This is a genomic window from Duganella sp. CF402 (assembly GCF_900109645.1).
Taxonomy (GTDB): Bacteria; Pseudomonadota; Gammaproteobacteria; order Burkholderiales; family Burkholderiaceae_D; genus Rugamonas.
The window spans coordinates 733,832-753,467 of record NZ_FOBG01000002.1; the positions used below are offsets into that span (position 1 = coordinate 733,832).

16 protein-coding genes and 1 riboswitch are annotated in these 19,636 nt (G+C 62.2%); of the genes, 4 read left to right on the plus strand and 12 right to left on the minus strand.

The window, feature by feature from the left end; genetic code table 11:
* Positions 1-102: 102 nt before the first annotated feature.
* The gene (locus BMZ70_RS21335; RefSeq protein WP_165403603.1) at positions 103-2,013 is read left to right on the plus strand and encodes an adenylate/guanylate cyclase domain-containing protein; all 1,911 of its coding nucleotides are present in this window, start codon (positions 103-105) and stop codon (positions 2,011-2,013) included.
* Here the strand turns inward: BMZ70_RS21335 and polA are convergent, their stop codons facing one another.
* Positions 2,014-4,794, minus strand: a complete 2,781-nt coding sequence (gene polA / locus BMZ70_RS21340) for a DNA polymerase I (protein ID WP_092279199.1) — start codon at positions 4,792-4,794, stop codon at positions 2,014-2,016.
* 122 nt (positions 4,795-4,916) lie between these two features.
* Here polA and BMZ70_RS21345 point away from each other — a divergent pair, with 122 nt between their 5' ends.
* The 3 genes from BMZ70_RS21345 to BMZ70_RS21355 are packed head-to-tail and all read left to right on the plus strand — an operon-like array spanning position 4,917 to position 7,078.
* Entirely contained in the window at positions 4,917-5,315 is a 399-nt protein-coding gene (locus BMZ70_RS21345) for a hypothetical protein (protein WP_092279201.1), read from the plus strand.
* A gap of 27 nt (positions 5,316-5,342) precedes the next feature.
* Positions 5,343-6,299 carry a homoserine kinase gene (locus tag BMZ70_RS21350; RefSeq protein WP_092279203.1) on the plus strand — a complete coding sequence of 319 codons (957 nt, stop codon included), beginning with the start codon at positions 5,343-5,345 and terminating at the stop codon, positions 6,297-6,299.
* The gene (locus BMZ70_RS21355) at positions 6,299-7,078 is read left to right on the plus strand and encodes a BPSS1780 family membrane protein (RefSeq protein ID WP_092279205.1); all 780 of its coding nucleotides are present in this window, start codon (positions 6,299-6,301) and stop codon (positions 7,076-7,078) included. The genes BMZ70_RS21350 and BMZ70_RS21355 overlap by 1 nt, the downstream gene beginning before the upstream one ends.
* Here the strand turns inward: BMZ70_RS21355 and BMZ70_RS21360 are convergent.
* The 11 genes from BMZ70_RS21360 to thiC form a co-directional block, all read right to left on the minus strand.
* On the minus strand, positions 7,075-9,375 hold the full coding sequence (locus tag BMZ70_RS21360; RefSeq protein WP_092279207.1) for a UvrD-helicase domain-containing protein: 2,301 nt from the start codon (positions 9,373-9,375) through the stop codon (positions 7,075-7,077). The genes BMZ70_RS21355 and BMZ70_RS21360 overlap by 4 nt on opposite strands.
* A gap of 126 nt (positions 9,376-9,501) precedes the next feature.
* Positions 9,502-11,547, minus strand: a complete 2,046-nt coding sequence (locus BMZ70_RS21365) for a M56 family metallopeptidase (protein WP_092279209.1) — start codon at positions 11,545-11,547, stop codon at positions 9,502-9,504.
* Between the two features lie 99 nt (positions 11,548-11,646).
* Positions 11,647-12,753 carry an S-(hydroxymethyl)glutathione dehydrogenase/class III alcohol dehydrogenase gene (locus BMZ70_RS21370; RefSeq protein WP_092279211.1) on the minus strand — a complete coding sequence of 369 codons (1,107 nt, stop codon included), beginning with the start codon at positions 12,751-12,753 and terminating at the stop codon, positions 11,647-11,649.
* Positions 12,754-12,792: 39 nt separating this feature from the next.
* Positions 12,793-13,725, minus strand: coding sequence for a Gfo/Idh/MocA family protein (locus tag BMZ70_RS21375; RefSeq protein ID WP_092279213.1), 933 nt, complete (start codon positions 13,723-13,725; stop codon positions 12,793-12,795).
* A gap of 99 nt (positions 13,726-13,824) precedes the next feature.
* The gene (locus tag BMZ70_RS21380; RefSeq protein WP_092279215.1) at positions 13,825-14,283 is read right to left on the minus strand and encodes a response regulator; all 459 of its coding nucleotides are present in this window, start codon (positions 14,281-14,283) and stop codon (positions 13,825-13,827) included.
* Between the two features lie 182 nt (positions 14,284-14,465).
* On the minus strand, positions 14,466-15,098 hold the full coding sequence (locus BMZ70_RS21385) for an ANTAR domain-containing response regulator (RefSeq protein WP_092279217.1): 633 nt from the start codon (positions 15,096-15,098) through the stop codon (positions 14,466-14,468).
* A 70-nt stretch (positions 15,099-15,168) separates the two neighbouring features.
* Positions 15,169-15,786, minus strand: a complete 618-nt coding sequence (thiE, locus tag BMZ70_RS21390; RefSeq protein ID WP_092279219.1) for a thiamine phosphate synthase — start codon at positions 15,784-15,786, stop codon at positions 15,169-15,171.
* A gap of 18 nt (positions 15,787-15,804) precedes the next feature.
* A complete protein-coding gene (locus BMZ70_RS21395) occupies positions 15,805-16,569 on the minus strand; it encodes a bifunctional hydroxymethylpyrimidine kinase/phosphomethylpyrimidine kinase (RefSeq protein WP_092279221.1) in 765 nt (254 codons plus the stop codon).
* The gene (locus BMZ70_RS21400; protein ID WP_092279223.1) at positions 16,566-17,351 is read right to left on the minus strand and encodes a thiazole synthase; all 786 of its coding nucleotides are present in this window, start codon (positions 17,349-17,351) and stop codon (positions 16,566-16,568) included. Before BMZ70_RS21400 ends, BMZ70_RS21395 begins: the two co-directional genes overlap by 4 nt.
* Before the next feature lie 7 nt (positions 17,352-17,358).
* On the minus strand, positions 17,359-17,562 hold the full coding sequence (gene thiS, locus BMZ70_RS21405) for a sulfur carrier protein ThiS (RefSeq protein ID WP_092279563.1): 204 nt from the start codon (positions 17,560-17,562) through the stop codon (positions 17,359-17,361).
* Between the two features lie 5 nt (positions 17,563-17,567).
* Positions 17,568-19,451: a phosphomethylpyrimidine synthase ThiC gene (thiC, locus tag BMZ70_RS21410; RefSeq protein WP_092279225.1), complete on the minus strand. Its 1,884-nt coding sequence runs from the start codon at positions 19,449-19,451 to the stop codon at positions 17,568-17,570.
* A gap of 81 nt (positions 19,452-19,532) precedes the next feature.
* A riboswitch (TPP riboswitch) is annotated at positions 19,533-19,635 on the minus strand.
* Position 19,636: the final 1 nt, after the last annotated feature.

A 19,636-nucleotide genomic window follows, 5' to 3' on the forward strand; every position in this document is an offset into this window, starting at 1 on the left:
CCCCTGCATGAATGTCAAGACGACCAGTTTATCAGAATGAAAAGATCGGCGTTTGATGATGGTTTACAATGCCTGAGTTCAACTCTCACGCGACAGGGAGGCATGATGCGACGGTTCATCCAGCGTTCACTGCTGTTCCTGGCCCTGCTCTGGTGTTGTGCCGCCAGCGCCCGTGTCGACTTATCCCGGCAAGCCTGGGTGCTGGAAGACCCCGACGGCAAGCTGCAGATTGCCGATATCCTGGCACTGAAACAGGCCGGCAAATTCGTCCGGCAGATTCCCACTCCCGGCTACACCACGGCCGCCTACTGGCTATATATCGAAATCAATACGCCGGAATCCGGGGTCTACTGGCTGGACATAGCAAACCGCACAGCACAGGAAATAGACGCCTACGCGAGCGATGCAACTGGCCGGGTTCTCCACATGCAAACAGGGACGCGCTTTCCCTTCTCCCATCGCCCCCTGCCAACAGACAGCTTTGTGTTCCCTGCTTCCACCACAGCCAATATCCCAACCGGAGTATTTATCCGCATCCGCTCCACCGGCTACCATCCCATCGCCATGCATTTATCGCTGTGGCAGCCGGATGAATACGAAAGACACCAGCAGTTGGAGTGGATCCAATGGAGCGTCTATCTAGGCATGGCATTCACCCTGATCATGCTGAACGCGATGCTATGGGCTTATCTGCGCGATGCCAACTATTTACGCTATGTATTCTCACTATTGAGCATTGCATTTTCGATCTCAACTGCGGGTGGTGGCTATGGCGCAGCGTTCCGCTTACTCTGGCCAGACTCGCCGCAGTTTGAGCAAGTCACGTGGGGCGCCTCGATCGTTCTGGCGTTGATATTTGCGTCCAACTTCATTGGGAAACTCATCAACCTGCCACATCACACACCCAAAATATGGCGCGCGATTGTCTGGATCATCGCCGTCAAAGTCGCCCTGGCTTGCATGTATTCACTCGGCGGCCTGCCGCCGCTGTCGATATCCCCAACTGGACTGCACTACCTCTACCTGCTGGGCACAATTACCTACGCCCCGGTACTACCTTTGCTCTTGATTGCAAGCGCAATTGCAGCGCGCAGAGGCGAACGGGCTGCCTATTTTGTACTCGTCGCCAACTTCCCAATCGTGCTCTCCACGTTGCTCGGAAACTGGCAAGCACGCGTGGGGCAAGTAATTTCACTCTCGGCGATGGTCTGGACTTCAGCTTTTGAAATTCTGGTCATGGCGCTGGCCCTGGCAGATAAACTGCATCAGGAAAGGGAGCAAAAGATTGCGGCGCAGGAGGCACTGGTCACGGCACTACGCAAATCGGAGCAGGAGCTGGAGCAGAAAGTTTTGCAGCGCACGCTGGAATTGAAGCAGGAGCAAAGCAAGGCCAAGGAACTGCTGTACAACATCCTGCCCGTCGAACTGGTCAAGGAACTGGAAACCACCGGCCGCGCCGCCCCCACGCGCCACGAATCGGCCACCGTGCTGTTCACCGATTTCTCCGGCTTCACCGCAGCCGCAGCGACCATGCCGGCCGACCGCATGATCGCGGAACTGAACGACATCTTCGCCGCCTTCGACGATATCGCCGACGAATGCGGCGTCGAGAAAATCAAGACCATCGGCGACGCCTACATGGCCGCCGCCGGCCTGCCCAAGCCGTGCGAGGACCACGCCCAGCGCTGCGTGCGCGCCGGCCTGCGCATGCTCAATTACATCGAACAGCGCAACCAGACTTCAGTCTTCAAATGGCATCTACGGGTAGGCATCCACTCCGGCCCGGTGGTGGCGGGCGTGGTGGGCAAGCGCAAGTACGCGTTCGATATCTGGGGCGACACCGTCAACATCGCCTCGCGCATGGAGAGTTCCGGCGAGGCCGGCCGCGTCAACGTCTCGGCCTACACCAGCGACCTCGCCCGCGAGCACTTCACTTGCGAATACCGGGGCAAGGTCAGCGCCAAGGGCAAGGGCGATATCGATATGTACTTCGTGCTGGGCGAGCGCGCCTGATCAGTGCGCTTGATCCCAGTTCGGACCAACGCCGACTTCGGCGATCAGCGGCACTTTCAGCTGCGCCACGCCGGCCATCAGCTCCGGCAGTTTTTGCTTGATCAAAGCCAGCTCGGCGTCCGGCACTTCCAGCACCAGTTCGTCGTGCACTTGCATGATCATGCGCGTGCCCAGCTTTTCTGCTTCCAGCCAGCCCTGCACCGCGATCATGGCCAGCTTGATCAGGTCGGCCGCCGTGCCTTGCATCGGCGCGTTGATCGCCGCGCGTTCGGCGCCCTGGCGGCGCGGGCCGTTCGGCGAATTGATCTCCGGCAGCCACAGGCGGCGGCCGAACACGGTCTCGACATAGCCGCGCGCTTTCGCTTGCAGGCGGGTGTCATCCATATACTGCTTCACGCCCGAGAAGCGCGCAAAGTAGCGCTCGATATAGCTTTGCGCCGCGCCGCGCTCGATGCCCAGGTTGCTGGCCAGGCCAAACGCGCTCATGCCGTAGATCAGGCCGAAGTTGATGACCTTGGCGTAGCGTCGCTGCTCGCTCTCGACCGATTCCGGCGCCACGCCGAAGATTTCGGCGGCGGTGGCGCGGTGGATGTCCACGCCTTCCGCGAACGCGCGCAGCATGTTCTCGTCTTCCGAAATGTGCGCCATGATGCGCAGTTCGATTTGCGAGTAGTCGGCCGAGACGATGTGCGAACCGGCCGGCGCCACAAACGCCTCGCGGATGCGGCGGCCTTCCTTGGTGCGGATCGGAATATTCTGCAGGTTGGGATCGTTGGACGCCAGGCGCCCCGTCACCGCCACCGCTTGCGCGTAGTTGGTGTGCACGCGGCCGGTCTGCTTGTTGATCCCTTTCGGCAGTTTGTCGGTGTAGGTCGATTTCAGCTTGGACAGGCTGCGGTATTCCAGCAGCACTTTCGGCAGCGGATAATCTTCGGCCAGCTTTTGCAGCACCTCCTCGTCGGTCGACGGTGCGCCGCTCGGCGTCTTCTTCACCACCGGCAGTTTCAGCTTCTCGAAGAAGATCTCGCCGATCTGCTTCGGCGAGCCGAGGTTGAACGGCTGCTCGGCCAGCTCATGCGCCTTGGCTTCCAGTTCGATGATGCGCGCGCCCAGCTCGGCCGATTGCGTCTCCAACAACGCGGCGTCGATCTGCACGCCGTTGCGCTCGATCTTTTGCAGCACCACGGCGGTCGGCAGTTCGATATTGCGGTAGATGAAGTTCAGTTTGTCGTCGCTCTCGACTTCGCTGATCATGCGCTGGTGCAGGCGCAGCGTGATGTCGGCGTCTTCCGCCGCGTACTCGGTGGCGCGGCCGATTTCCACCTGGTCGAAGGTGATCATGCTGGCGCCCTTGCCGCACACGTCCACGAATGGAATCGTGGTGTGGTTCAGGTGGCGCAGCGCCAGCGAGTCCATGTCGTGCGTGCGGTGCGATTCAAACACATACGATTCCAGCAGCGTATCGTGATGGATGCCTTGCAGCGACACGCCGTGGTTGGCGAAAATGTGGCTGTCGTACTTGAGGTTCTGGCCGACCTTGAGCTTGGTGGCATCTTCCAGCCACGGCTTCAGCTTGGCCAGCACGTGTTCGCGTTCCAGTTGCTGCGGCACGCCCTGATAGGAGTGCGCCACCGGGATGTAGCAGGCCTCGCCCGCTTTCACCGACAGCGAAATGCCGACCAGCTGTGCCGTCATCGGCTCCAGCGAGGTGGTTTCAGTATCGACGGCGGTCAGCTCGGCGGCGTTGATGCGGGCGATCCACTGGTCCAGCTGTTCTTCGGTATAAACGGTTTCGTAGCTGGTGGCGACCGGCTCGGCGAACAGGTCGCCGTTGGTGGAAGCGGCGCCGCCCACAGGCGCGTCGGCGGCTGGCTTGGCAGCGGCAGCACCGGTGGCAGCAGCCGAAGCGCCACCACCGGTCGCCGCGCTCAGGTCGCGCAGCAGGGTCTTGAAGCCGTACTTGCCGAAGAAGGCCAGCAGCGCTTCCTTGTCTTCCTCGCGTGCGGTAAGCGATTCGCTGATCGACACCATGTGCGCCGACAAGTCGCAATCCAGCTTCACGGTAATCAACTCGCGGCCTTTCGGCAGCCATTCCAGCGCGTCGCGCAGGTTCTGGCCGACCGCGCCGGTAATGTTGGCGGCATTGGCGATCACGCCATCCAGCGAGTCGTAGGCCGTCAGCCATTTCAGCGCGGTCTTCGGACCGCACTTGTTCACGCCCGGCACGTTGTCGACGGTATCGCCGATCAGGGTCAGGTAATCGATGATGCGGTTCGGCGGCACGCCGAACTTGGCCAGCACGCCCGCCTCATCCATCTTCTCGTTGGTCATGGTGTTGATCAGCATGACCTTGTCGTTGACCAGCTGCGCCAGATCCTTGTCGCCGGTCGACACCACCACGTTCATGCCGGCCCTGGCGGCCTCCACCGACAGGGTGCCGATCACGTCGTCCGCCTCCACCCCCTCCACCATCAGGATCGGCCAGCCCATCGCCTTGACCGCCTCGTGGATCGGCTCGATCTGCAGGCGCAGGTCGTCCGGCATCGAGGCGCGCGTGGCCTTGTATTCCGGATACATGTCATCACGGAAAGTCTTGCCCTTGGCGTCGAATACGCAGGCGATGTAGGCGGCCGGGAAATCGGCGCGCAAGCGGCGCAGCATATTGACCATGCCGTGCATGGCGCCGGTCGGGTGGCCGTCCGGGCTGCGCAGGTCGGGCAGCGCGTGGAAAGCGCGGTAAAGATAGCTGGAGCCGTCTACTAACAACAGGGTATTTTGCATAGGTACTAAGATGAGGGTGCATGGCGACGAATGCAACATTATCGCAGGTTTTACGCCCCCTCCGCCCAGCAAGGGTGTCTGTTTGTTACAATGGGCTATACAGCAAAAATAGGCGACCTATCATGAAGCGCATCTCCCTCATTCTCCTGACGCTTGCCGCGCATGCGGCGTTTGCCCAATCGACGCCGAGCCAGGCCCCGCCCAAGCTGGAAAAAATCGAAGAATTCGCGGACGACTCGATCAACGTCACCGCCAAGCCCAGTACCGAGGGCAAAATCACCGATCGCCGCGACAACAGCGGCAATGTCACCGAAACCACCGTCAAAAGCGGTCCCAGCACCTATACCGTGCGCCCCGCCCACCCGGTAGGCACCTCCCTGCCCGGCGACGCCACCAGCGGTCCGCTGCGCGGCGCGCAATGGACGGTGCTGGAATTCGACATCGGCAAAAAGAAAAAGAAAACGGACGAAGAAGCAGTGCAGGACAACGCACCGCCGCCACCGCCGCCCACCGTTAAATAATCAGAACCGAACTTATTACACTTTCACATGGCAGTCTTTACCCCGGTATCGCTGGAAGATGTCACCCAGTGGATCACCCAATTCCCGCTCGGCCAAGCGCTCGGGCTCAAAGGCATCAGTTCCGGCATCGAGAACAGCAATTTCTTCCTGACGACCGAGCGCGGCGAGTACGTGCTCACCATTTTCGAGAACTTGTCGTTTGAACAGCTGCCGTTTTACCTCAACCTGATGCGCCACCTGGCCGACCACGGCGTGCTGGTGCCGGCGCCGGTCGCCAACGACAAGGGCGAGCTGATTACCGCCCTGCACGGCAAACCGGCCTCCATCGTCAGCAAGCTGGAAGGCAGCTCGCAGATGGATCCGCAACCGGTGCATTGCGCCGAAGTGGGCGCCATGCTGGCCAGGATGCATCTGGCCGGCCTCGATTACAAGCTGCAACAGCCGAATCTGCGCGGCCTCGACTGGTGGCATGAAACCACGCCGCTGGTGCTGCCGTACATCCCGGAAGACAAGGCGCAACTGCTGAAGTCCGAAGTGCACTACCAGGAAACGTTTGCTGCCTGCGATCATTACAAGCAACTGCAAGTGGGCCCGGTGCACGCCGACCTGTTCCGCAACAACGTGATGTTCAGCGGCGAGAAGCTGACCGGCTTCTTCGACTTCTACTTCGCCGGCTGCGACACCTGGCTGTTCGACGTGGCCGTGACCGTCAACGACTGGTGCATCGACCTCGACACCGGCGTGCTGGATGAAGCCCGCGTACGCGCCATGCTGGACGCCTACCACGCCGTGCGCCCGTTCACCGACGCCGAGCAGCACGCCTGGCAGACCATGCTGCGCGCCGGCGCGCTGCGCTTCTGGCTGTCGCGCCTGTACGACTTCTACCGTCCGCGTGAAGCGGAGATGCTGACGCCGCACGATCCGACCCACTTCGAGCGCATCCTGCGCGAACGCATCGCCACCCCGGCGCCGGGACTGTTCTAATGGAAAAGCTTCCCGCACGCGCCGGCTGGCATTGGGTCAAGCAGGGCTGGATGCTGTTCCGCAAACAGCCGGGCGGCCTGATGGCGCTGCTGTTCGTTTGCATGTTCGCCTCGTTCTTCATCATGCTGCTGCCGGGCCTGGGCCAGATCCTGTGGTGCGTGCTGATGCCTATGTTCAGCATCGCCCTGCTGCAGGGCTGCGCGGAAATCGACCACGACCGGCGCGCCATGCCGCAATTGCTGCTGGCTGGATTCCGGTCGCCGATGCGCAAGCACCTGCTGGGCGTGGGAGGACTCAACCTGGCGTTGATGCTGCTGGCCCTGCTGGCAGTCTACGGGTTGTCCGGCGACGCCATAAAAGCGCTGGGCGAAGCGCAGTCCAAGGGCGTGCTCAAGCCGGAAGATGTCGAAGGTTTATTCGGCGGCATGCTGACCGGCTCGCTGATCTACATGCTGGGCTGGATGCTGACCTCGCTGGCCGCGCCGCTGATCTTCTGGCAACAGATGGCGCTGAACAAAGCCTTGTTCTTCAGCGTGGTGTCGGTGCTGCGGTCGATCAAGCCGTTTGTCAGTGCCGTGGTGATACTGCACCTGATTTACTTTGTCGGCGTGCAGATTGTGATCCTGGTGCTGGGCGTGTCGCAGTTGGGCGTGGCCGGTATCTTCACCCTGTTCCTGATTTCGCTGGTGATGGTGCACTGCATGCTGTATGCAGCCTATGCACAGATCTTCGGCCCGCCGTCGGCCACGCCGACGACGGCCGATTTCGACAAGGCTTAGAGACGTTCCAGTTTGGCGATGCTCAGGTCCAGCACTTTCATGCCTGCGCTGCCGAAATTGATCTGGGCGCGGGCATTGTTGCCGCTGCCCTCGATGTTCACGATGACGCCCTCGCCGAACTTGGCGTGGGCCACCGATTGCCCCAGGCGCCAGCCCGAGCTCGCTTCCAGCGCCTTGCTGGTCATCTTCTGCGCCAGCGCCTTGTCCGAGCCCACCAGCGGCGCCTCGTCCCAAGCCGATTTCTTGGCGCCGAACCAGCTTGGCTGCACCTTCGGCGTGAGCCACTTCAAGGCATCTTCCGGCAACTCGTCAAAGAAGCGCGACTTCATGTTGTAGCGGGTCTGGCCGTGCAGCATGCGGGTCTGGGCAAAGCTCAGGTACAGGCGCTGGCGGGCGCGGGTGATGGCCACATACATCAGGCGGCGTTCTTCTTCCACACCATCGTGTTCGCGCGAGCTGCTCTCGTGCGGGAACAGGCCCTCTTCGAGACCAGTGATGAAGACGTTGTTGAACTCCAGGCCCTTGGCCGAGTGTACCGTCATCATCTGCACCGCTTCCTGGCCGACCGTGGCCTGGTTGTCGCCCGCTTCCAGCGAGGCATGCGACAGGAAGGCCGACAGCGGCGACATCACGGTCGCCAATGGCGCATCGGCGTCGAGGATTTCAAAACCGTCCTCATTGACCACCGCCGTGCCGGACGAGGCTTGCGCCTGCGGGCCGAGGTGCGCCGGCGCGCCCTGCCCGTAACCTTCCTCGGACAGGAACTGCGTGGCCGCACTGACCATCTGCTCCAAGTTTTCGATGCGGTCGGCGCCTTCTTTTTCAGTGGCGTAGTGGTTCAGCAGCGTGGACTGTTCCAGCACCATGCGCACCAGTTCCGGCAGCGCCATCTGCTGCGTTTCAAAGCGCGTGCCCTCGATCAGCTTGACGAAGCCGGCCAGCGACGTGCCGGCCTTGCCGGTCACATACGGCACGGCTGCGTACAGCGAAATGCCGTACTGGTCGGCGGCGGCTTGCAGCGTCTCGATCGAACGCACGCCGATGCCACGTGCCGGGAAGTTCACCACGCGCAGGAAAGCGGAGTCATTGTGCGGATTGTCCATCAACTGCAAATAGGCGATGGCGTGCTTGACCTCGGCGCGCTGGAAGTAGCGCAGGCCGCCGTACACGTGGTACGGAATGCCGGCCGAGAACAGCGCATGCTCGATCACGCGCGATTGTGCGTTGGAGCGGTACAGCACGGCGATCTCGCTACGGGAAGCGCCGTCATGGATCAGGTTCTTGGTTTCCTCGATAATCCACGACGCTTCGGACAGGTCCGAGTTCGCCTCGTACACGCGCACCTGCTCGCCGTGGCCGGCGTCGGTGCGCAGGTTCTTGCCGAGGCGCTTGCTGTTGTTGGCGATCAGCACGTTGGCCGCGTCCAGAATGTGGCCGTGCGAGCGGTAGTTCTGTTCCAGCTTGATCAGGTTCTTGACGTTGAACTCGCGCTCGAAGGCACTCATATTGCCGACGTTGGCGCCACGGAAGGCGTAGATCGACTGGTCATCGTCACCGACGGCAAACAGCGCGCCGCCCTGCTGGGTGCCGTGGCCGGACATCAACTTCAGCCATTTGTATTGCAGGTCATTGGTATCCTGGAACTCGTCGACCAGAATGTGCTGGAAGCGCTGCTGGTAATGCTCGCGCAGCGGCTGGTTGCGCACCAGCAGCTCGTAGGTGCGCAGCAGCAGTTCGGCGAAATCGACCACGCCTTCGCGCTGGCACTGATCATCATAGAGCTGGTACAGCTCGACCTTCTTGCGCTCGTCGGCGTTGTAAGGGTCGATCTTGTCGGCGCGCAGGCCCTGGTCCTTGGCGCCGTTGATGAAGTACATCACCTCTTTCGGTGGAAACTTCTCGTCATCGACGTTGTTGGCCTTCAGCAAGCGCTTGATGGCGGACAGCTGGTCTTGCGAGTCAAGAATCTGGAACGTTTGCGGCAGCGCGGCGTCGCGGTGATGGGTACGCAGCAAGCGGTTGCACAGGCCGTGGAAGGTACCGATCCACATGCCGCGCGTATTGATCGGCAGCATGGCGGACAGGCGGGTCAGCATTTCCTTGGCGGCCTTGTTGGTAAAGGTCACGGCCAGGACGCCGGCAGGCGAGACCTGGCCGGTTTGAATCAGCCAGGCGATACGGGTGGTCAGGACGCGGGTTTTGCCGGAGCCGGCGCCCGCGAGAATCAGGGCGCTCTGGGCGGGCAGGGTGACAGCGGCAAGCTGTTCGTCGTTCAGATTATGGAGAAGATTTTGCATCCCGTGATTATACGTCGTCATCCCGGCGAAGGCGGCGCCTCATGCACTGCATGAGGCCCCTCCATAGAACGCACGATCTGTCCGGGAGCATGCGTTCCATAGGCACCGGCCTGCGCCGGTGCGACGTTACGCCGCCGGTACGGGTTGGGCTTTACCGTTTTGCAAACTCTCCTGCATCAGCGCACGCAGCACGCGCTCGGCTTCGCGCAGGGCTTCGGTGTGTTTCTGGTTGAGCTCACCCATGCGCACGTTCAGGTCGCCCATCGGGCGGCTGGCCTCCGCCATTTTCTGTTGCAGCGCCTTCATCGGGCCCTCCTGCTCGTGCAGCTTGGACATCTTGGTGCTCAGCTCGCGCTGGTAGACCGCCATCTGCTTTTGCAGCGGCGCCATTTCAGCTTGCAGGTCCGCCATTTTCTTCGCAAACTCGCGGGCTTTTTCCGGCGTGTTGTCATTGGCGATTTCGCGCGCTGCCTTGTCCATGCGGCGGGCGACTTTTTCCTGCTCGCGCGCCACCTGCTCCATCTCGCGTTGATACTTCTCACCTTCACGCTCGGCCTGGCGGCTGAATGCGTTCGCGGCAGTGTTCATTTCCTCGCCGATAGCATTCATGATCTTGCCCTGGGCTTCCATTTTCTTGCCCTGCGCGTTCATCTGCTCACCGATGTTGTTCACTGGCGCCCAGGCGGTGTTGACCTTGGCCATCAGGGACGGATCCTGGATCAGGTAAGTCTTGTCGCCGTCGCGGAACCAGAGGAAATCACCCTTGACCTTGCTGCGCAGAGCCGAGACTTTGCGGATATCGCGGATGTTGGCCGCGACCGTGATGGCGTCCTCGTTGGCACGCACGATGGCATAGCCTTTACTCTCATCGCCGACGCTCACGCTCGGGACTTTCGGCGGCTTGGGCGGCTCAGCCGGAAGTGCCGGCAGCGCAGGCAAGGCCGGTGTCGCTGGAGTGGCTGGCGTCGCGGGGATGGCCGGTGTCGCAGGAGTGGCCGGCGTTGCTGGCGTGGCGCGGCTCATGCGCGATGGCGGTGCAGCCGGCTCCGGTGGTGCTGGCGGCTCGGCAGGTGCGGCCGGCGCTGCGGGTTCTACCAAGGCTGGCGGTTCTGGCGGGGCCGGTGGTTCCGGCGGCTGCGGTGCGGCGTGGGCATAGAAGACGGCGCCAGCCGCCAGCAAGCCGGCCAGCGGCATGGCCATCTTCCAGCTAACCGGTTCAACATCGGGACGCAGCAGGCGTTTGATACGAGACATGAGATTTCCTCCGTGAGCCGCGTGGGCTAGTTGTGTAGTGTCGAACTGAAAGCGATCCAGTTGCGACAGGGCTTGCGCCAGCTTGTGCGGCTGGCCGAGCATATCCACTGCCAGGTCGTCGGCGATTTGTTCTCGCTCAATCCGGATCCTGCGCGATATAGCCCAAACACTAGGGTGATAGAACAGCACGATTTCAATCGCGCTTTGTATGAGGTTCACGAAGTAGTCGTGACGCTTGATGTGCGCCAGTTCATGCGCCAGCAGCGCTTCCAGCAAATCGACCGGCATGCCGGTGATCAGCGCGGTCGGCACCAGGATCACGGGTTTGAAGCAGCCGGCGGTAATCGGGCTATCGAGATGATCGGCCACGCCCAGCCGCACATGCTGCTCGATGCCGAAGCGGCGCGCCAGCTCGGACAAGCGACGCTGCCAGTAAGGATTGGAGGTGTATTCTTCCGGCCGGGTGCGGTCCGCGACCCATTTCAGGCCGATGGCCAAACGCAGCGCCATCAACGCCGCCCCCGCCAGCCACAGGCCGACGATCCACGGCAACTGCCGGCGCAGCAGATTCTGCGCGGCGTCCAGCGTATCGTTATCGACAATGCCGCGCGCAGCGGGCGCCAGCACGGAGAACACTACGGAATCGCCAGCAACGACGGCCGCCTTGCCGGCGCCAGCGGCGTTACCGGCAACAGCAACAGCCCCCGCATCGGCGAGCTGCATGAAGATGCCCGACAACGGCAACGCCGCGCACAGCAGCATGGCGCCGCAGGCCACGGCGTAGCGCGTCTGCGGACGCGCCTTGCGCAACAGGTACATGGCCAGCGTCACCGCCCAGCCAATCAGCAAGCCCTGCCACACAAAGTGCAGCAAGGCCCAGCCGGTGGCTGGCACTAACGTAGCGAGTTGTAGTTCCATTGCCGCACTCCCTGAATGATGGATGTAGAATAAATTATCTAGAACGCGCTGTCTAGAAGTTTTTTTCTACATCCAACGGGACAGGCTTAGTACCCAGGCTTAGTACAGCACGACAGAGCGGATCGATTCACCGCTCTTCATCAGGTCGAAGCCCTGGTTGATGTCTTCCAGCTTCAGTCGATGGGTGATCAGGTCATCGATATTCAGCTTGCCTTCCATGTACCAGTCGACGATTTTCGGCACATCGGTGCGGCCGCGTGCGCCGCCGAAAGCGGAACCCTTCCACTCGCGGCCCGTCACCAGCTGGAACGGACGGGTGGAAATTTCCTGTCCTGCCGCCGCTACGCCGATGATGATCGATTTGCCCCAGCCTTTATGGCAGCACTCCAGCGCCTGACGCATCAGCGTGGTGTTGCCGACGCACTCGAAGCTGTAGTCGGCGCCGCCGTCGGTCAGCTGGATGATGTGGTCGACCACGTTCTCGACTTCATTTGGATTCACGAAGTGGGTCATGCCGAACTTGCGCGCCATCGCTTCGCGCGCCGGGTTGATGTCGACGCCGATGATCTTGTCCGCGCCGACCATCTTGGCCGCCTGGATCACGTTCAGGCCGATGCCGCCCAGACCGAACACCACCACATTGGCGCCCGCTTCCACCTTGGCGGTGAACAGCACCGCGCCCACGCCGGTGGTCACGCCGCAACCGATGTAGCAAACTTTATCGAACGGCGCATCGCTGCGGATTTTCGCCAGCGCGATTTCCGGCACCACGATGTAGTTGGAGAAGGTCGACGTGCCCATGTAGTGGTAGATCGGCTTGCCGTCGATGGAGAAGCGGCTGGTCGCATCCGGCATCAGGCCCTTGCCTTGCGTGGCGCGGATCGACTGGCACAGATTGGTTTTTTGCGACAGGCAGAATTTGCACTGGCGGCATTCCGGCGTGTACAGCGGAATGACGTGGTCATCTTTTTTCAGCGACTTGACGCCGGGGCCGACATCGACCACCACGCCTGCGCCTTCATGGCCGAGAATGGCCGGGAAAATCCCTTCCGGATCGGCGCCGGACAGGGTGTAATAATCGGTGTGGCAAATGCCGGTGGCTTTGATTTCCACCAGCACTTCGCCTTCGCGCGGGCCGCCCAGCTCAACTTCTTCGATGGTGAGTGGCTTGCCCGCTTGCCATGCAACGGCTGCTTTGGTTTTCATGTACGTTCCTTTTCGCGTGGGAACGTCATGATAGCAAAATCAGTCGTGGAACGCGTCCACCACTTTGCGCTTGCCGAGCATGAAAGCATCGGCCACATGGCGCAGCGGCGCCACGTCGACGTCCGACTTGCCGGCGCGGACGATGTCGGCAAAGCGCTGGTACAGCGATGGGTACTCAGCCTCTTTCTCCAGCGCCTGCTCAACGCCGTTGATCCACAGGCGCGCGCCGCCATTCGCCAGGCGCACTTCGCCGTTGGCGGTGGCGACGATGATGTCCCAGCTTTGCGGGCCGGTCTGGCGCCAGTCGAATTCGGCATGCACCTTGATACCTGCCGCGTTCTGGAAATGCAGGTCGGCGGCGATCGGCGCGTCGCGGTTCTCAGGGAATTCCAGCGCGGCCTTGGTCAGGAACACCGCCGACGGCAAAATCTCGGTCACGATCGACAGCGCGTTGATGCCCGGATCGAACACGCCGAGGCCGCCCGCTTGCCAGATCCAGTCCTGGTTCGGATGCCACTGGCGCACGTCTTCTTTCCAGATCACGTGCATGGCGGTTGGCGCGTTGGCGGCCAGGTGCGCTTTGGCAGGCTGCACGCCCGGCGCATAGCGCGAGTGCCAGCTGGCGAACAGGCTCACGCCCTGCTTGGCCGCGAAGGCTTCCAGGTCGGCCACTTCCGACAGCGTGGCGCCCGGCGGCTTTTCCATGAACACGTGCTTGCCGGCGGCCAGCGCCTTGTAGGCGGCGGCGTAGCGGTACTGCGGCGGCATGCACAGCGACACGGCTTCAATGTCCGGGCGCGCTTCCAGCATCGCCTCGATGGTCGGGAAGCTCGGGATGTTTTCGATGGTGTTGTTGCGGCTGGCCGTCGCGACCAGCGCGAAATTGGCGGCTTGCGCGGCAATCGCCGGCACGTGCTGATCGTAGACGATCTTGCCCACGCCGACGATGGCGAGTTTGATTGGTGACGTCATCTGGTGTCCTGATTGAAGTGATCCGGCAGCCTATCACCTCCGCCAGCCGCGCAACAAGCGCGGACCGGCGTCACCGAGTATTTATTATCAATATTGCGATTATTGGGGCTCAACTGGCATCGCAGAACCAATGCCCAGCAGGTCCGACACCGTGCGCCACAGCTGGCGCGGCGAGGTCCACGGCTTGGGCAGGAAGGCGTTGCCGGCGTGATGCTGCTCCGGATGGCGGGCCGAATACATCAGCACCCGCGCCTGTTGTTGCTGGCGGCGCAGGTCGTGCAGCAGGTCGATGCCGTCGCCGTCCGGCAGGTCCGGATCCAGCACCACCAGCGCGAACTGCTCGGTTTGCAGCAATTCCTGCGCTGCGGCCAGGCTGGGCACGTGGGTTACATGCGTTTCCGGCACCAGCAGCGCGGCCAGCACCAGTGCGGTGTCGTGGTCGCTGTCGATGTGCAGCACGCGCGGTGCTTCGGCGAAAATGGAAAAGCCGATGGCACCGCCGCTGCCGGTGTCGTCTTGGAATGGGCGATGGGTACTCGTAGGGAAATCATTGGTCATGACGGTCTCCGCTGGATAAGCTGATTAAGCTCGGCGGAGTTGGGCCGAAAGGACGAGGTTGGCGCAGGGGGCAGGCGGCCAATGAAGCGGCAAGTGCAGATGATAAGGCCCTGCCGCAGACTCTAGTGTATATCAAAAATGCCGTAGGACAAGAAAATTTTTCCCTACGGCGTTAATCGCGTTTACTTTTTCAGACGATTACTGAATGCGGCATGCAAGCTATTCAAGGTTTCCTCGGCCGCCAGCAGCTGGTCGGCCACCTCGTTGACCTTGCGGCGGTTGGAGCGGGCGTGGTCGCGCAGCACCTCGAACGCGGTGTTGCGGTCGGTCTGGAATTTGCACATCAACAGGCCCACGGCCAGGCTGGTTTCGCGGCCGGCGGCCAGCGCGGCATTCAGGTTCAGTTCGGTGCGGCGCAGCTGGCGGATTTCGTCGGCGCGCGCCAGGCCGGCGGCGAAGGCCGGCATCAAATGTTTTTCATCGACCGGCTTGACCAGGAAACCGACCGCGCCGTACGACGCGGCCTGCTTGCCGGCGTCGGCATCGCCACGGCCGGACAGGAACATGAACGGCACCGAGCTGGTGGCGTGCAGCTGCTTGGCCAGTTCCAGCCCGTTCATGCCGGGCATGTGAATGTCGAGCAGGGCCAGGTCCGGTTCGCGCTGGGCGATGGCTTGCAGCGCCTGCTCCGCCGACGAGGCCTTGGTGATGTCATAGCCGGCGTGACCCAGCACTTCACCGAGGAAATCCAGCAGCAAAGGATCGTCGTCGACGATAAGGATCTGGCGCTTCTGTACAGGAATGGATGCGGTCATGGGGCAGAAACCTTGGGCTATTGCTAACGCCTCATTATAAGACCGAAATCCCCCCACACTTCAAGCGTTTTTATTGCTGTGCGAAAAGCGATTGGAATTGTCCAACGGCCTGCGCCACACTTGCAGCTTGATACACGCTGCTGATGGCGGCCACCATATGGGCGCCGCGCGCCACCAGCGGCGCGGCGTTCTGCGGCGTCATGCCGCCGATCACCACGGTCGGCACGCGGATCACTTCGCGCGCCTGGTCGAGAATGGCGGGCTGGGTGGTCACGGCATACTGCTTGACCCGCGACGGGTAGAAGCCGCCGAAGGCGACGTAGCTGGCGCCCGCGTCCTGCGCGTTAAGGGCGCGCGTCATGTCGCCGTAGCAGGAGGCGCCGATGATTTTTCGTTTACCCAGTTTCATGCGGACCTGGGCCACTTCGGCATCGGTGCCGCCGAGGTGGATGCCGTCGGCATCGAGATCGGTGCACAGGTCGACGTGGTCGTTGACGATGAACGGCACGCGGTAGCGGCGGCACAGGGCCAGCAGCGCGTGGGCCTGTTCGTAGCGCAGCACCGGGCCGGCTTCCTTGTGACGGTATTGCAGCAGCGCGATCGGCGCGGCCTGCATGGCCTGCTCGGTCAGTTGCAGCAGGCGGCTGGTGTCGTCCCAGTTGGGGGTGACGAGGTAGAGTCCTTGCATGATGTGTCTCTCTTTGTTTTAACGCAGCGGAATGCGCTGGCCTTCGGCGATGGCGTAAGCGTCGTGCAGCGCGAGATAGGTGTAGTGCTGGGCGTTTTCCAGCGCGATGGTGGTCGGCAGACCGAGCGCCAGCTGGCCGGCGATGGCTGACGCCAGCGTGCACCCGCTGCCATGAAACTCGCCCGCCAACCGCCGCCAGCGCCACTCGCGTGGGGCATCCTGGCCATACCAGCGATTGACGACTTCATCGCCTTCACCGTGGCCGCCGGTGATGAGGACGTGGCAGCAGCCGCGCGCGCGCAAGGTTTGCGCTTGCGCGTCCAGCCGGGTGGCGTCGCTCAGGGCCTGCGCTTCCGGCCCGTTCGGCGTGATGACCGTGGCGAGCGGCAGCAGCGGCTCCAATGCTTGCACCGCATCGTCGCGCGACAGCAGATCGCCATGCCCGCTGGCCAGCACTGGATCCAGCACCACCGGCAAATCCGGCTGCCGTTCACGCAGCCGCACGATCACCTCGGCAATCGCCAGCGCATTGGCGGCGCTGCCGGTGATGCCGATCTTGACCGCGCTGATGGCGCACTTGCCGACCAACGCCTGCGCCTGCCGCAGCACCATGCCCGCGTCCACCGGCTGCACGCCATAGACGCGGTCATTGTCCTGCACCGTCAGCGCGGTGCAGACCGTGAGCGCATGCGCCCCCTGCCCCGCCACTGCCTGCAGATCCGCAGACAGCCCGGCGCCGCCGGATGGATCCAGCCCGGCGAACACCAGCACACAGGGTTTCATGCCAGCCGGCCCGCCATCGGCGACGATGGCGAAGCGGCGAACTTGCGCGCAATGCGGCCGGCAAGATACGCCTCGCGCCCCGCCTGCACGCCCAGCTTCATGGCGCGCGCCATGCGCACCGGATCCTGCGCGCCGGCGATGGCGGTGTTCATCAGCACACCATCGCAGCCCAGTTCCATCGCAATCGCCGCATCGGATGCCGTGCCGACGCCGGCATCCACCAGCACCGGCACCTTGGCCTGCTCGATAATCAGCGACAGGTTCCACGGGTTGAGAATGCCCATGCCCGAGCCGATCAACGATGCGAGCGGCATCACCGCAACGCAGCCGATATCCTCCAGCATGCGCGCCTGGATAGGATCGTCGCTGCAATAGACCATCACATCGAAGCCGTCCTTGACCAGCGCTGCAGCGGCGACCAGCGTCTCCGGCATATTCGGGAACAAAGTGCGCTCGTCGCCCAGCACCTCCAGTTTCACCAGCTTATGGCCGTTGAGCAGCTCACGCGCCATCTGCAAAGTGTAGATGGCGTCCTTGGCGTTGTAGCAGCCCGCCGTATTCGGCAGGATGGTGTACTGCGAAGGCGGCAGCACATCCAGCAGCGACGGCGCCTTTGGATCCTGTCCGATATTCACGCGGCGGATCGCCACCGTAATGATCTCCGCCTCGGCGGCATCCGTCGCCTCGCGGGTCTGCTGCAAATCCTTGTACTTACCGCTACCCACCAGCAAGCGGGATTTATATTCCTTCCCCGCGATCTTCAAAACATCACTCATATCCATCTCCGATTTAACCGCCGCCGATGGCGCGCACGATATCCACTTTGTCCTGCGCCTGCAGGACGCGCTCAGGCCACTGCTGGCGCGGCACCACATTGCGGTTGACCGCCAGCGCCAGCGCCTGGCCAGTCAACTCCAGCGCGTCGACCAGCTGATTCAAAGTCTGCTGCGGCGGCACCTTGTGCGGCGCCCCGTTCAACTCAATCTCAATCATGATCTTCAAGCCTTGCTATAAAGTTCAGCGCCATTCTTGATAAACTCCACCGCCTTCACCTGCATGCCCTCCTCCGCATACGCGCGCACCTCCTGCGTGATCTTCATCGAGCAGAAATGCGGACCGCACATCGAACAGAAATGCGCCACCTTGGCCGAATCCTTCGGCAGCGTCTCATCGTGGAACTCGCGCGCCTTGTCCGGATCAAGACCGAGATTGAACTGATCCTCCCACCGGAACTCGAAGCGCGCCTTGGACAGCGCGTTATCGCGAATCTGCGCTCCCGGATGGCCCTTCGCCAGATCCGCCGCATGCGCCGCGATCTTGTAAGTGATGATGCCGTCCTTGACGTCGTTCTTGTCCGGCAAACCAAGGTGCTCCTTCGGCGTCACATAGCACAGCATCGCCGTGCCATACCAGCCGATTTGCGCCGCGCCGATGCCGGACGTGATGTGGTCATAACCTGGCGCGATATCGGTAGTCAAAGGCCCCAGCGTGTAGAACGGCGCCTCATGGCACTGCTCCAATTGCAGATCCATATTCTCTTTGATGAGCTGCATCGGCACGTGGCCCGGACCTTCAATCATCACCTGCACATCATGCTTCCACGCGATCTGCGTCAGCTCGCCCAGCGTCTTCAACTCGCCCAGCTGCGCCTCGTCGTTGGCATCGTAAATCGACCCCGGACGCAAACCATCGCCCAGCGAGAACGACACGTCATACTTCTTCATGATCTGGCAGATCTCTTCAAAGTGCGTGTACAGGAAGTTCTCCTTGTGATGCGCGAGACACCACTTGGCGAGGATCGAACCGCCGCGCGAGACGATGCCCGTCATGCGCTTGGCCGTCAGCGGCACATAGCGCAGCAGCACGCCGGCGTGGATGGTGAAGTAGTCGACGCCCTGCTCCGCCTGCTCGATCAGCGTGTCGCGGTAGATCTCCCAGGTCAGGTCCTCGGCCTTGCCGTTGACCTTTTCCAGCGCCTGGTAAATCGGCACCGTGCCGATAGGTACGGGCGAATTACGGATGATCCACTCGCGCGTTTCGTGGATATGCTTGCCGGTGGAGAGATCCATCACCGTGTCGCCGCCCCAGCGGATCGACCACGTCATCTTCTCGACTTCCTCACCGATAGAGGACGTCACCGCCGAGTTGCCGATGTTGGCGTTGATCTTGACGAGGAAATTACGGCCGATAATCATCGGCTCCACTTCCGGGTGATTGATGTTGGCCGGGATGATGGCGCGGCCACGGGCGATTTCATCGCGCACGAACTCCGGCGTAATCTCGGCCGGGATCGCGGCGCCGTAGTTCTGGCCCGGATGCTGGCGCCCCATCAGATCGGCCAGGCGCTGGCCGGTCGGACCGGAGGCCTTCAAGCTCTCGATGTACTCCTTGCGGCGCAGGTTTTCGCGGATGGCGACGTACTCCATCTCCGGCGTGACGATGCCCTGGCGGGCGTAGTGCATCTGCGTGACATTGCGGCCCTCGCGTGCGCGGCGCGGCTTGCGGTGCAGGTTGAAGCGCAGCTCTTCCAGCGCCGGATCGGCAAGGCGCGCCTTGCCGTAATCCGAGGTGGGGCCGTCCAGTTCCTCGGTATCGTCGCGCTCCAGAATCCAGGGCAGGCGTGGCGTTTCGGCCAGGCCGGAGCGGATATCGATATTCGCTTGCGGGTCGGTGTACGGACCGGAAGTATCGTAGACGTAGACCGGCGGATTGGCTTCAAAGCCGAAGGAAGCAGGCGTATCGGCCTGCGAGATTTCGCGCATCGGCACGCGAATATCTGCGCGGCTGCCTTGCACGTAGATCTTGCGGGAATTGGGAAGTGGCTTGACTGCTGCCTCGTCCACCGTAGCGGTGGCGGACATGAATTTCGGGTTGGCGTTCATTTGGCTCCTTTGTTGGGCTACAGGAGCCAGCAAAGGAGGTTGGACGACAGCCTGCGCGCGGGTGCAGATGGAACGGTGGCGCGGCGTTATCCTAAGCTTCCCTTCGCTGGCATTATCCAGATCAGGTTCGGAGGGTATTTCTCACCCGCTGCGCTCGCGCGCCGCAGGACCCCTAGCGTGTGCCA

Excerpts from the sequence above, each read along its gene's own strand:
- BMZ70_RS21335 (WP_165403603.1), top strand. The coding sequence starts at position 103 with ATGATGCGACGGTTCATCCAGCGTTCACTGCTGTTCCTGGCCCTGCTC.
- polA (WP_092279199.1), bottom strand. The coding sequence starts at position 4,794 with ATGCAAAATACCCTGTTGTTAGTAGACGGCTCCAGCTATCTTTACCGC.
- BMZ70_RS21345 (WP_092279201.1), top strand. The coding sequence starts at position 4,917 with ATGAAGCGCATCTCCCTCATTCTCCTGACGCTTGCCGCGCATGCGGCG.
- BMZ70_RS21350 (WP_092279203.1), top strand. The coding sequence starts at position 5,343 with ATGGCAGTCTTTACCCCGGTATCGCTGGAAGATGTCACCCAGTGGATC.
- BMZ70_RS21355 (WP_092279205.1), top strand. The coding sequence starts at position 6,299 with ATGGAAAAGCTTCCCGCACGCGCCGGCTGGCATTGGGTCAAGCAGGGC.
- BMZ70_RS21360 (WP_092279207.1), bottom strand. The coding sequence starts at position 9,375 with ATGCAAAATCTTCTCCATAATCTGAACGACGAACAGCTTGCCGCTGTC.
- BMZ70_RS21365 (WP_092279209.1), bottom strand. The coding sequence starts at position 11,547 with ATGGAACTACAACTCGCTACGTTAGTGCCAGCCACCGGCTGGGCCTTG.
- BMZ70_RS21370 (WP_092279211.1), bottom strand. The coding sequence starts at position 12,753 with ATGAAAACCAAAGCAGCCGTTGCATGGCAAGCGGGCAAGCCACTCACC.
- BMZ70_RS21375 (WP_092279213.1), bottom strand. The coding sequence starts at position 13,725 with ATGACGTCACCAATCAAACTCGCCATCGTCGGCGTGGGCAAGATCGTC.
- BMZ70_RS21380 (WP_092279215.1), bottom strand. The coding sequence starts at position 14,283 with ATGACCAATGATTTCCCTACGAGTACCCATCGCCCATTCCAAGACGAC.
- BMZ70_RS21385 (WP_092279217.1), bottom strand. The coding sequence starts at position 15,098 with ATGACCGCATCCATTCCTGTACAGAAGCGCCAGATCCTTATCGTCGAC.
- thiE (WP_092279219.1), bottom strand. The coding sequence starts at position 15,786 with ATGCAAGGACTCTACCTCGTCACCCCCAACTGGGACGACACCAGCCGC.
- BMZ70_RS21395 (WP_092279221.1), bottom strand. The coding sequence starts at position 16,569 with ATGAAACCCTGTGTGCTGGTGTTCGCCGGGCTGGATCCATCCGGCGGC.
- BMZ70_RS21400 (WP_092279223.1), bottom strand. The coding sequence starts at position 17,351 with ATGGATATGAGTGATGTTTTGAAGATCGCGGGGAAGGAATATAAATCC.
- thiS (WP_092279563.1), bottom strand. The coding sequence starts at position 17,562 with ATGATTGAGATTGAGTTGAACGGGGCGCCGCACAAGGTGCCGCCGCAG.
- thiC (WP_092279225.1), bottom strand. The coding sequence starts at position 19,451 with ATGAACGCCAACCCGAAATTCATGTCCGCCACCGCTACGGTGGACGAG.